The organism is Pandoraea sp. NPDC087047 (assembly GCF_044745225.1).
Lineage (GTDB): Bacteria > Pseudomonadota > Gammaproteobacteria > Burkholderiales > Burkholderiaceae > Pandoraea.
Map to the genome: position 1 here is coordinate 214790 of NZ_JBIUZU010000011.1, position 12587 is coordinate 227376.

The following is a 12587-nucleotide window of genomic DNA, read 5'->3' on the forward strand; positions in this document are numbered from 1 at the left end:
GGACTCCTATAGTGAAACTTCACCTGACAAGTGGAGGCGAGCCTATGCGCAAACTGTTGGTTGCTGTCCTGCTTTGTTTGACTGGTCTGGCGGGTGTCGTTGTGGCGTCGAGCCCGGCCGCCGCGTGTGACCAAACGTCTTCGGGTAGTGGCAAATAGCTGCAAGCATCGACTTCACGGCGTGCCTGCCGCCGCCGACAGCCCCGGTACGGACATCGTCGTTCCTCAAGCCAGCCCCCGTTCGCGGGGGCTATTCGTTTGTGGCGGACGAGTGGTGGGTGTGCGGCAGACGTATGAGGGCAGGGCGCGCTCAGGCGCCCGACGATGACGGTGTCTTGTTTGCGCCACCCGCGAGCATCGCCTTGAGGCTGGCGAGCCGGTCCTTCGGCGACATGGGCGCGTCTTCGGGCGGCGGGGGCGGTGCTTCGTCGAGTTGCATCTCGGGCACGAAACGCGACACTTCGCACGAGTATGTCTCGCGCGCACGCTTGCGTTTCTTGCACCACGACAGTTGCAGCGTGCGCTGCGCGCGCGTGATGCCCACGTACATCAGCCGTCGCTCTTCCTCGATCTTCTCGGCGGTGACTTCCTCGTCCTCGCGAATGTGCGGCAGGATGCCTTCCTCCACGCCCACGAGAAACACGTGCGGATACTCCAGGCCCTTCGAAGCATGCAGCGTCGATAGACGCACGGCGTCGGGATCGTCGCCGTCGCGGCCTTCGAGCATCGACATCAGCGCGATGGTCTGCGTGAGTTCCATCAGGCTCTTGGCGTCGTCGTCCGGCTCGTCGAGGGTATCCAGGCCCTCGGCGGTCTGCGATGTTTCGCCGCGCGTGCCCTTGCGCTTCATCCATTCGAGGAATTCGAGCACGGTGGCCCAGCGCGACTGCGCCTGACGCTCGTCGAACGTGTCGTACAGATACGCCTCGTAGTGAATTCCTTCCATCAGGTCGTCGATGACCTCGTTGGCCGGGTCGCGCGCCGCTCGCGCCGCAATGCGCTGGATGAAATCGCAGAACGCGCGCAGCGGGTCGAGCTGACGCGGTTGCAAACGCGCTTCGACCGCACCCATGTAGACGGCTTCGAACAGCGACACCTTCGCCTGTCCCGCGAAACTGCCCAGCACTTCCAGCGTAGTGCTGCCCACACCCCGGCGCGGCGTGGTGACGGCGCGGATGAAGGCGGGGTCGTCGTCGGGGTTGGCGAGCAGGCGCAGATACGCGCACAAGTCCTTGATTTCCGCCTTGTCGAAGAACGACTGGCCGCCCGAGAGCACGTACGGAATCCGCTCGCGACGCAGCACCTGTTCGAAGATGCGCGCCTGATGGTTGCCACGATAAAGGATCGCGTAGTCGCGAAACTCCGCGCGCCGCTCGAACTTGTGCGCCGACAGACGGAAGACGACCGACTCGGCTTCGTGCTCTTCGTCGTTCATCGCCGTGACCGTGATCGGATCGCCCAGGCCGTGCTCACTCCAGAGCTTCTTCTCGAAGATTTTCGGATTCTTCGCGATGACGTTGTTCGCTGCGGTCAGAATCCGTGACGTCGACCGGTAATTCTGCTCGAGCTTGATGACCTTGAGCGTCGGGAAGTCGACCTGCAATTGCTTGAGGTTTTCCAGCGTCGCGCCGCGCCAGCCGTAGATCGCCTGATCGTCGTCGCCCACGGCGGTGAACGCCGCGCGCGGGCCCGCGAGCAGCTTGAGCAGCAGGTACTGACAGGTGTTGGTGTCCTGGTATTCGTCGATGAGCAGATAGCGCAGCTTGTTCTGCCAGCGATCGCGCACTTCCTCGTCGCGATCGAAGAGTTCGGCGGGCAGGCGGATGAGATCGTCGAAATCGACCGCCTGATAGGCCTGCAACGTGGCCATGTAATTGCGATAGACGACGGCGGCCTGATGCTCGTCGGCCGTCTCCGCGGCGGCCAGCGCCACCTCGGGCGTGACGAGCCCGTTTTTCCACAGCGAGATGGCCGTCTGCACGCCGCGAATCATCGCCTTGTCGGTCGTGCCGAGCTGCTCCTGAATCAGGCCGAAGCAGTCGTCGGCGTCGAGAATCGAGAACTGCGGCTTCAGACCGACGTTTTCCGCCTCGCGTCGCAGAATCTGCACGCCCAGCGAGTGGAACGTACAGATCGTGAGCTGATTGACGGGCACCTTGCGGCCTTGCTTGCCCGGCGTGGTGAGGGTCTTGCCTTCGAGTTGCTTGGCCACACGCTCGCGCATTTCGGCGGCGGCCTTGTTTGTGAAGGTCACGGCGGCGATGTGCTTCGGCTCGAAACCCTTCGCCTCGATGAGCCACGCGATCTTCTGCGTGATGACGCGTGTCTTGCCGCTGCCCGCGCCGGCCAGCACGAGGCAGGGGCCGTCGAAATAATGCGTGGCTTCGTTCTGGGCGGGATTGAGCGGAAAGGACGACATGGCGTGACGCGACGGGGGTGAAATGAGGGAGACGACAGCGGTGGCCGCGTGCGGCATGCGTGATACGAACGAGATACGAACGTGTTGCGAGCTGACATGCGCCGGGGGGTGGGCAAGTCTATCACGCAGGATGCACGCGGCCGTGACACCGCCATGGGAACGATGGCCTTCACTGTGGGGCTGGCGCGACGGGCTGTCGCAGGCGACGCGGGACAGGCTGGCGTCGACGCGGAGCGAGTGCCTATAATGAAAAACGTTGCCATCGTGGTGAGGTCGCCGTGCAATGTCCAACCTGTGGGACGAACAATGCGACGCGCGCACTGCGCTGTGAAAAGTGCGGTGCAACCCTCGCGGATGCCGAACCTGGTTTCCGGGATGACGGTTCTGGGGCTGCAACGTCCTCCGTGCCCGCTGGCGTTGCCGGCGTGACGGGGGCGGTCAGTGACGTTGGCGCCGTCGATAGGCCGGGTGCCGCGCCATCCGGTGCACGTGATGAAGCGTTGGAAGCGGGTTCCGACGCATCGCCCGCCAAACGGCGCACGCGTCGTGAGCGTCGTGAAAGCGATGAGCGCGATGAGCGCGATGGCGAGCCCAACTGGCTGAATAGCGCGCTGGTGCTCGGCACGGCGGTTTTCGCCGCCATCGCGTTGCTCGGCATCTGGTGGAATCTGCGCGCACCGTATGTCGACCCGGCGCCCAAAGTGCCGGGCGGACTGGTCGTCACACCGTTCAATTCGGGTAACGAGGTGCCGTCGGTGCCATCGGCATCGTCGGCGATGACCCCGAGCGGCGCTACGAGCGAAGCCTCGGCCGCATTGGCGCGCGCACAGGCGCTGGCCGCGGTGGACGCCGCGGCGTCCGGCGCCGCAGCCGAGATTGCTGCCTCCAGCAACACCGCTTCGTCGGCGTCACTGACGGCGTCTGCCGCAACGGCGGCCCTGACCGCCGCGGCCACATCGCTGCCGAGACCGCCTCCCGCCAACACCGCGCCTGCTGCTTCCCCCCCGGCGACCCCGCCCGCCCCGGACGACATGATGCAACTGCTCAGCCGTCGCGACACCGGCACGCGTAGCAATGCCGTCCGCCCTGGGACGAACACCGATTTGCCCGCCCATTACGACGACAACGACATCGGCCCGATTGCGGCGGCCGAGGCGCAACGTCAGGTGACGCCTGCGCCGGTGGCGTCGGCCCCCGCGGCGGCCAGCACCATTGCCGTCGCGCTTGCCCGGTGCGAACGCTATCGCTGGTTCGAAGTGATACCGAAACAGCGCTGCATCTGGGCCGTGTGCAGCGGACGATGGGGCCGCGACGGGTGTCCGGCAGGCACGAATCCGGGCGAACAACGCTGACCCGCGCGGCAATGCGCGCGCGGTATTTACGTCAAATTGACAGCCCCTGGCTTTCCCCGTAAAGTGCGCGAGCGTAGTCGGGAGAGCGCACCGGGAAGCACATGCCGGAGCCGCCGAAGGGGTAATACCCATAAACTCTCAGGCATCAGGGACCGGCCGCGCCGAAGGCATTGCTTTCGATCTCTGGAGAGCGGTTGCGGCGTGCAGTGCACGCGGGCATCCCACCGAAGGGGCCGGTCATCATGTACCGGGCAATCTCTCAGGTACCAAGGACAGAGGGGTCATCTCGCCAACTGGCATTGCGCCGGGCAAGTGCGCAAGCACGTGTCCGAAGCGTGAAGTGCCGGTCGTCGAGATGACCCCTTTTTGCATTTTCGGACGACGCTCGCCGTCTTCCGGAATTCATGAACCTTGATGCCTGACGGCCAGATGCCCCGATGACCGAACTCAAACGCACTCCGCTTAACGATACGCACCGCGCCGCGGGCGCCCGCATGGTCGATTTCGGCGGCTGGGACATGCCCGTGAACTACGGCTCCCAGATCGAAGAGCACAACGCCGTTCGCACCGATGCCGGCATGTTCGACGTCTCGCACATGTGTGTGGTCGACCTGCACGGCCCGAGCTGCCGCGAATTCCTGCGCTACGCCGTCGCCAACAACGTCGACAAGCTGCAAACCCCGGGCAAGGCGCTCTACACCTGCATGCTCAATCCGAGCGGCGGCGTGATCGACGACCTCATCATTTATTTCCTCGCTGAAGACTGGTTCCGCATCGTTGTGAACGCAGGGACGGCCGAAAAGGATCTCGCGTGGATCGGTCAGCTCAACGCCCACGGCGACTACAGCCTGACGATTACCCCGCGCCGCGACCTGTCGATCGTGGCCGTTCAAGGGCCGAACGCGCGCGCCAAGGTCTGGCAGGCCGTGCCGGGCAGCCAGAGCGTGAGCGAACCCCTCAAGCCATTCAACGCCGCGTTCGCGAAAGACACCGCATTCGGCGAGCTGATGATCGCGCGCACGGGCTATACCGGCGAAGACGGCTACGAAGTGATCGTGAACGCCGACCACGTGGCGGCGCTCTGGAATGCGCTGGTGGCGGTAGGCGTGCGTCCGGCAGGCCTGGGCGCGCGTGACACGCTGCGTCTGGAAGCCGGCATGAACCTCTACGGTCAGGACATGGGCGACGATGTGTCGCCGCTCGACGCGGGCCTTGGCTGGACCGTCGAGAAGGAAAGCGAACGCACGTTCGTCGGCAAGGATTCGCTGCTCTCGCGCGGCCAGACGTGGCGCTTCGCGGGCCTCGTGCTCGACGGCAAGGGCGGCGTGCTGCGCGCGCATCAGGTCGTGGTGACGGACGCCGGCGAAGGCGAAATCACGAGCGGCACGTTCAGCCCGAGCCTGCAGCAATCGATCGCGTTTGCCCGTTTGCCGAAGGGCGTGCCGGACGGCGCCATCGTCCATGTGCAAATTCGTGACAAGCAATTGCCCGCACGTGTGGTCAAATTACCGTTCGTGCGTCACGGCAAGGCCGTGGTGGCCTGAGCAACATCGGCGCCACGGTGCGGCGACACGAATTACCGAAAACCGAATACCCCAAACACTGAATCCCGGAGCGTCAACATGGCGAACATCCCCGATAACCTGAAGTACACCGAGTCCGACGAATGGGCCCGCCTCGAAGCCGACGGCACCGTGACGGTCGGCATTACCGATTTCGCACAGGAGTCCCTGGGCGACATCGTGTTCGTCGAGCTGCCGGACGTCGGCCGCACCGTGGCGGCTGAGGAAGCCTCCACCGTGATCGAATCGGTCAAGGCCGCCGCCGATGTCCACTCGCCGGTCAGCGGCGAGATCGTCGAGGTCAACCCGGAAGTGCCCGGCTCGCCCGATCTGATCAATCGCGACGCATACGGCAACTGGCTGTTCCGCGTGAAGCCGTCGAACGCTGCCGAGCTGGACAAGCTGCTCAACGCCGAGCAATACGCCGCGAAGATCGGCGGCTGATGCCGGCGCATGGCGCCGCGGGGACTCCGGTAACTCGGGGCCTCCCGGCGCCGTGCGCATCAGACGCACTACGCCGCACTACGCCGCAGTACGTACTACGCACCAGGCAGCACCCCCGCCGTCACTTGCCGTGATCGAACGAGAGATTTGACCCATGAATGCCTTGACTGACCTGCAAGCACCGCGCCGCTCGCTGACCGAGCTCGAGCAGCGCGACAACTTCTCCGCGCGCCACATCGGCCCGGATACCCCCGAACAACAGGCGATGCTCTCCGAGCTGGGCTACGCCTCGCGCGCCGCACTGATCGACGCCGTCGTTCCCGCATCGATTCGCCGCGACGGCACGCAATTCGCCACGTCGCTCGGCCAGTTCGCCGCACCGAAAACCGAGTCGCAAGCGCTGGCGCAACTGCGCGCGCTCGCCGACCAGAATCAGGTCTTCAAGTCGTTCATCGGTCAGGGCTACTTCAACACGCTCACGCCGAGTGTGATTCTGCGCAACGTACTCGAGAACCCGGCCTGGTACACGGCTTACACGCCGTACCAGCCCGAAATCTCGCAAGGCCGCCTCGAAGCGCTGCTCAACTATCAGCAGATGATCATCGACATGACGGGTCTGGCGATTGCCAACGCGTCGATGCTCGACGAAGCGACCGCTGCTGCCGAGGCGATGACGTTGGTCAAACGCACGGGCAAGTCGAAGTCGAACACGTTTTTTGTGGCCGACGACGTGCTGCCGCAAACCATCGAAGTGGTGCAGACCCGCGCCAGGCCGCTCGGTATCGAAGTGCAGATCGGCCCGGTGGCCGCTGCCGCCGAAGTCGATGCGTTCGGCGTGCTGGTGCAATACCCGGGCGTGGGCGGCGACGTGCGCGACTACCGTGCACTGGCCGACGCAATCCACGCCAAGGGCGGCATGCTGATCGCCGCGGCCGACCTGCTCTCGCTCACGCTGCTCACGCCGCCGGGCGAGTGGGGTGCGGACGTGGCCATCGGTAACAGCCAGCGCTTTGGCGTGCCGATGGGCTTCGGCGGCCCGCACGCCGCTTACCTGGCCACGCGCGACGAACTCAAGCGCTCGATGCCGGGTCGTCTGGTCGGCGTGTCGGTCGATTCGCAGGGCAAGCCTGCGCTGCGTCTGGCGCTGCAAACGCGCGAGCAGCACATTCGCCGCGAAAAGGCCACGTCGAACATCTGTACCGCACAGGCGCTGCTCGCCATCATGGCCAGCATGTACGCGGCTTACCATGGCCCGCAGGGGCTGCGCGTCATCGCCGAGCGCGTGCATCGTCTCACCGCCGTGCTGGCCGCCGGTCTCACCGCACTGGGCGCCGCACCGCGCAACGCCACGTTCTTCGACACGCTGACGGTGCCCGTCGCGGGCCGCGCGGACACCGTGCACACCGTGGCCGCCGCGCGCCGTTTCAACCTGCGTCGCGAAGACGCCGACACCGTGGGCCTCTCGCTCGACGAAACCAGCACGCGCGCCGATGTGATCGCGCTGTGGGAAGTGGTCGCCGAAGGCCTCGGCAAGAGCGCCGTGTCGCTGGACTTCGACGCCATCGAAGCCACCGTCTCGAACGGCTACCCGGTGGCGCTGACGCGTCAAAGCGCGTACCTCACGCACCCGGTGTTCAACCGCTACCACTCCGAGCACGACATGCTGCGCTACCTGCGCAGCTTGTCGGACAAGGATCTGGCGCTCGACCGCACGATGATCCCGCTGGGCTCGTGCACGATGAAGCTCAACGCCACTTCGGAAATGCTGCCGGTGACGTGGCCGGAATTCGGTCAGATTCACCCGTTCGCCCCGAGCGAGCAAACCGTTGGCTATCGCGCAATGATCGACCAGCTCGAGCAGATGCTCGTGGCCGCGACCGGCTACGCCGCTGTCTCGTTGCAGCCGAACGCCGGCTCGCAGGGCGAGTACGCCGGCCTGCTCATCATTCAGGCGTATCACGCCTCACGCGGCGAAGCGCATCGCGACATCTGCCTGATTCCGGCGTCGGCCCACGGCACGAACCCGGCATCGGCGCAGATGGCCGGCATGCAGGTCGTGGTCGTTGCCTGCGACGCCAACGGCAACGTCGATCTGGCCGATCTGCAAGCGAAGGCCGAGCAGCATCGCGAGCGTCTGGCCGCGATCATGATGACGTACCCGTCCACGCACGGCGTGTTCGAAGCGGGCGCACGTCAGATTTGCGAGATCGTGCATGCCAACGGCGGTCAGGTGTACGTCGACGGCGCGAACATGAACGCCATGGTCGGTCTGTGCGCACCGGGCGAATTCGGCGGCGACGTTTCGCACCTGAACCTGCACAAGACGTTCTGCATTCCGCACGGCGGTGGCGGCCCGGGTGTGGGCCCGGTGGCGGTGGGCGCGCATCTGGCGCAGTTCCTGCCGAACCAGCGCTCGACGGGCTACTCGCGCGACGCCGACGGCATCGGTGCCGTGTCGGCCGCGCCGTATGGTTCGGCGTCGATTCTGCCGATTTCGTGGATGTACGTTGCCATGATGGGCGCCTCGGGCCTGACGGCTGCGACCGAGACGGCGATTCTCAACGCGAACTACCTCGCGAAGAAGCTCGCGCCGTACTACCCGGTGCTCTACACCGGCCCGGGCGGACGGGTCGCGCACGAGTGCATTCTGGACCTGCGTCCGCTCAAGGACACCAGCGGCATCACCGTCGACGACGTGGCCAAGCGCCTCATGGACTTCGGTTTCCACGCCCCGACGATGAGCTTCCCGGTGCCGGGCACGCTGATGGTCGAGCCGACCGAGTCCGAATCGAAGCACGAGCTGGACCGCTTCATCGAGGCGATGGTCGCCATTCGCGAAGAAATTCGCGCGGTGGAAGACGGCCGTGCCGATCGCGAGGACAATCCGCTCAAGCACGCCCCGCACACGGCAGATGTCGTGACGGCCGACGAATGGCCGCATGCCTATGCCCGCAGCCAGGCGGCGTATCCGGTGAAGGCCCTGCGCGAGCGCAAGTACTGGCCGCCGGTCGGACGTGCCGATAACGTCTACGGCGACCGGAACCTGTTCTGCGCCTGCGTGCCGATGAGCGACTACGAGTAAAACGTCGCAAAATCTCGACAAAGGGGGCCAGCAGAACGTTGCTGGCCCCTTTTTGTCTCTATGGATGTAACGCGAATGCGGCAGACTGCTGCATTCGTCGAGTCACACATACGTTTCAGATTTCAGGAAAGCCCCATGGCCGTTTCAGTTTTCGATTTGTTCAAGATCGGTATCGGACCGTCGAGTTCGCATACCGTGGGGCCAATGCGCGCGGCATTGATGTTCGTGCAGGGGTTGGAGCGCGACGGTTTGCTGCCGCAGGTGGCATCGGTGCGCGCCGAGTTGTATGGTTCGCTGGGCGCCACGGGCAAGGGCCACGGCACCGATAAGGGGGTGCTGCTCGGTTTCATGGGCGAGGCCCCCGACACGGTCGATCCGTCGACGATTGCGGCGCGTCTGGCCACGCTGCGCAAGCAGAAAGTGCTGTCGATTCTCGGCAAGCACGACGTGCCTTTCGTCGAGAAGGAACACATGGTGTTCTACCGTCGCGAGGCGATGGCCGAACATCCGAACGGCATGAAATTCCATGCGTTCGACGGTGCCGGCAACAAGCTGCGTGAAGGGCGTTATCTGTCGGTGGGCGGCGGTTTCGTGGTGACGGCCGGCGCCTCGAATGCGCAGGTGCTCGCCGCGCACGACCAGTTGCCGTATCCGTTCCGCACCGGCAAGCAGTTGCTGGAGATGTGCCGTGCGAGCGGCAAGACCATCGCCCAACTGATGTGGGAGAACGAGAAGGTCTGGCATCACGGCGAGAACGCGGAAGCGGATATCCGCCGTGGCTTGCTCAATATCTGGAATGTGATGCAGTCGTGCGTGACGCGCGGTTGCGGCATCGGTAATGCGGAAGCCGACGGCGAACTGCCGGGGCCGTTGCATGTGCGACGTCGCGCGCCGGAACTGTATCGCCAGCTCACGCAGCGCGCGGAGCGCACGCTGTCCGATCCGTTGTCGGTGATGGACTGGGTGAATCTCTACGCGATTGCCGTCAACGAAGAGAACGCAGCGGGCGGACGCGTCGTGACGGCACCGACCAACGGCGCGGCCGGGATCATTCCGTCGGTCATGCATTACTACGACCGCTTCGTGCACGGGGCGAACGAGCAGGGCGTGATCGACTTCCTGCTCACGGCCGGGGCCATCGGCATTCTGTACAAGCTCAACGCGTCGATTTCCGGTGCGGAAGTCGGATGCCAGGGTGAGGTCGGTGTGGCGTGCTCGATGGCGGCCGGCGCGCTTGCCGCGGTGCTGGGCGGCTCGGTCGAGCAGGTCGAGAACGCGGCCGAGATCGGTATGGAGCACAACCTCGGGCTGACATGCGATCCGGTCGGCGGGCTGGTGCAGATTCCGTGCATCGAGCGAAACGCGATGGCGTCGGTCAAGGCCGTGAATGCCGCGCGCATGGCGCTGCGCGGCGACGGTGCGCACTACGTCTCGCTCGACTCCGTCATCAAGACGATGCGCGAGACCGGCGCCGACATGAAGACGAAGTACAAGGAAACGGCGCGCGGCGGTCTCGCGGTGAATATCGTCGAGTGCTGAGCGTCGGGTAGTTTGAGGTATGACGAGAAGCCGTGTGGCAGACGCCACACGGCTTTTTCTTTTTGCGATACGGCTTCCGTATTTGTGCGCACAAGTCGCGTTTTTCGGCCGAAGCCCAAGCCTGAAAGAAGTGTCCCCACGGAGAATGTCTGCTTTCCGTGCCGCTGCATTCGTTGATTGTTGACGCGAATCGAGCGGTGGCCGTTTTCAGCGAGGTGCGTCAGTGCGGCGAAAGCAATCCGGGGTGTTTCTAGTCTCAGCAGCGATAGCGGTGGCAGTGGTCGGCGCGTTGATCGCGTTTTGGGGATCTCAGCAGGCGCGTCAAATGCGTACGGAGCGCGCGGAGCGAATCGGGGAATCGCTCAAGATCATGGGTAATGCGGTAGAGACCTTTACCGTCAAATATCACAGCGACATCGACAAGTTCCTGGCGGGCTCCGGCGCGGGCACGCTCACGATCAATGGGGTCGAATTCACCAGGGAACAAATTTCGGCCGACCGGACTCGCGTCGCCAACCTGACCGGCGAATCGCTGATAAAGGCGCTGAACCTGACGGGTGTCTCCGCCGAGCCGCCACCGGGAGTGGGCGACTACGAGATTCAGGTCGATCGAGCTTGTGAAAATTCGAACTCCTGCAGAATCGAAACACTCACCTATCTGACTGAGCCGATCAAGAAAACGTACTCGACGGATGCCGACCTCAACCTGGCGACCGTCGCAGCGCGAAAGATCGGCGCGTATGGCGGGGTGTCGGTGGACGGAAATTTCAACTTCATGGGGCAGGACGAGGGCCTGCTGCCGATTCCCAACCCGTCTGGGCTCCCCGGTCTGTTAGCCATGCGTGGCGGCTCGCAGACGAAGGATCTCAACAATATTGTCATGCGTGACGGTTCTCGAGGCATGACGGGTGACCTTCAACTCAAGAGCAAAAACGCCACGGGCAATGAAGTGAGTCACAACATCGTCGGTGCGGGCGACATCAAAGGCTCGGGTGTGCTCAGTATGGGCAGCCTCGATGTGGGTGGGACGGCGTCTATCAAAGGGACGCTGGATTTGGGCGCTGAGGTCGACGGCAGTCAGAAGAACAACAATATCGTGAATGCCGGAGATATCGAGGGGTCGGGCAAGCTGTCCATGGGCGCTCTCAATGTGACGCAGAGTGCGACTGTCGGCTCGCTCAACGCGCAGGGCGCGTCGACGATCCGTGGCACGCTGAGTTTGGACAACAACGATATCGACAATGCGAAGTCTGTCAAAGCCAAGTCGCTGAAAGCGACGGAGGTCGACGCCGACGAAGTCAAGGGGAAGCTCAAATCGAAGAACGGCATCGTAGAACTGGACAAGGCGGTGGCCGAGGGGAGTGAGTGCACTGTCTGGGGAATCGGCAGAGACAATTCCGGCCGCATCATGTCGTGTCAGCCCGGGAAGCGGTACAAGTGGGAGTGGAAACTGTCGAGTGTGCCCACAACGGCCGGGGAGGTGCCTCAACCGATCGTCGAGCAAATCGTGAAGGAGAACCGCAGACCGGGGTGGAAGGTATGGGTGATTCCACTGACGCGATCGGACGGGATGAAGTCGAAAGGCAGCTTCTATCCCATCTACAAGGATCACAACATTCAGGCGTACCACAAAGGCAAAGGCCCTGCGCCGCTCTTCTGTGCGAGGGATGTGGAGGCGCTTAAAGCCGGCGGAACGTTCTCGGGGACCCAGGCATCATTGTTTCTGGATCCTGTGAGAGGCGGATGGCTCTCGCGCAGCATCGGCGCGAAACGCGGCCCGGGCGCCAGCCTGAGGGGAGAAGAATGGGGCAGCGGAAACGTGTACTGTCTGACCAATGGTCAGCTTGCCTACCATTGGAATGTATGGAACAACCAGGGATTGGCGCCGAGAGGGGGGATGTATTGGCCGTCCAATTATGTTTACGAAGACGATTCGCCCGAGTTTGTGGCCGCACTGAAAGTCATCTTCATGTCGCAGGATTGGCTGCTATGAGGGCATGGTGGCGATCCAGTGACGTCACATGACCGACACAAACGTCGGGTAATCTACTTCTCGATGTCTCCTTGCCTTGTCTTTGAGCCGCGCGGCGTTTGCCGGGCGGCTAATGAGATGGTCACCCCCACCCTACACGCGGGTAACGCGGTAGGGTGTTTTCATTTTGGAGGCCATCATGCAGAACGTGACGTTGA

7 protein-coding genes and 2 riboswitches are annotated in these 12587 nt (G+C 63.9%); of the genes, 6 read left to right on the forward strand and 1 reads right to left on the reverse strand.

The window, feature by feature from the left end; translation table 11 throughout:
* Positions 1-309: 309 nt before the first annotated feature.
* Positions 310-2418: a UvrD-helicase domain-containing protein gene (locus ACIPHM_RS21020; RefSeq protein ID WP_400332463.1), complete on the reverse strand. Its 2109-nt coding sequence runs from the start codon at positions 2416-2418 to the stop codon at positions 310-312.
* A gap of 500 nt (positions 2419-2918) precedes the next feature.
* Here ACIPHM_RS21020 and ACIPHM_RS21025 point away from each other — a divergent pair, with 500 nt between their 5' ends.
* The 6 genes from ACIPHM_RS21025 to ACIPHM_RS21050 all read left to right on the forward strand — a co-directional run bounded on the left by ACIPHM_RS21025 (position 2919) and on the right by ACIPHM_RS21050 (position 12390).
* The gene (locus ACIPHM_RS21025; protein WP_400332465.1) at positions 2919-3770 is read left to right on the forward strand and encodes a hypothetical protein; all 852 of its coding nucleotides are present in this window, start codon (positions 2919-2921) and stop codon (positions 3768-3770) included.
* 68 nt (positions 3771-3838) lie between these two features.
* A riboswitch (glycine riboswitch) is annotated at positions 3839-3935 on the forward strand.
* 8 nt (positions 3936-3943) lie between these two features.
* A riboswitch (glycine riboswitch) is annotated at positions 3944-4056 on the forward strand.
* Positions 4057-4207: 151 nt separating this feature from the next.
* Positions 4208-5314, forward strand: coding sequence for a glycine cleavage system aminomethyltransferase GcvT (gene gcvT / locus ACIPHM_RS21030; protein WP_400332468.1), 1107 nt, complete (start codon positions 4208-4210; stop codon positions 5312-5314).
* 78 nt (positions 5315-5392) lie between these two features.
* Positions 5393-5776: a glycine cleavage system protein GcvH gene (gene gcvH, locus ACIPHM_RS21035; RefSeq protein WP_400332471.1), complete on the forward strand. Its 384-nt coding sequence runs from the start codon at positions 5393-5395 to the stop codon at positions 5774-5776.
* 154 nt (positions 5777-5930) lie between these two features.
* Positions 5931-8858 carry an aminomethyl-transferring glycine dehydrogenase gene (gene gcvP / locus ACIPHM_RS21040; protein WP_400332474.1) on the forward strand — a complete coding sequence of 976 codons (2928 nt, stop codon included), beginning with the start codon at positions 5931-5933 and terminating at the stop codon, positions 8856-8858.
* Between the two features lie 135 nt (positions 8859-8993).
* Positions 8994-10397, forward strand: a complete 1404-nt coding sequence (locus ACIPHM_RS21045) for an L-serine ammonia-lyase (RefSeq protein ID WP_400332476.1) — start codon at positions 8994-8996, stop codon at positions 10395-10397.
* 271 nt (positions 10398-10668) lie between these two features.
* On the forward strand, positions 10669-12390 hold the full coding sequence (locus ACIPHM_RS21050; RefSeq protein ID WP_400332479.1) for a hypothetical protein: 1722 nt from the start codon (positions 10669-10671) through the stop codon (positions 12388-12390).
* The last annotated feature ends 197 nt before the right edge of the window (positions 12391-12587 follow it).

Coding starts and splice junctions, on each gene's coding strand:
- ACIPHM_RS21020 (WP_400332463.1), bottom strand. CDS start 2,418: ATGTCGTCCTTTCCGCTCAATCCCGCCCAGAACGAAGCCACGCATTAT.
- gcvT (WP_400332468.1), top strand. CDS start 4,208: ATGACCGAACTCAAACGCACTCCGCTTAACGATACGCACCGCGCCGCG.
- ACIPHM_RS21045 (WP_400332476.1), top strand. CDS start 8,994: ATGGCCGTTTCAGTTTTCGATTTGTTCAAGATCGGTATCGGACCGTCG.
- gcvH (WP_400332471.1), top strand. CDS start 5,393: ATGGCGAACATCCCCGATAACCTGAAGTACACCGAGTCCGACGAATGG.
- gcvP (WP_400332474.1), top strand. CDS start 5,931: ATGAATGCCTTGACTGACCTGCAAGCACCGCGCCGCTCGCTGACCGAG.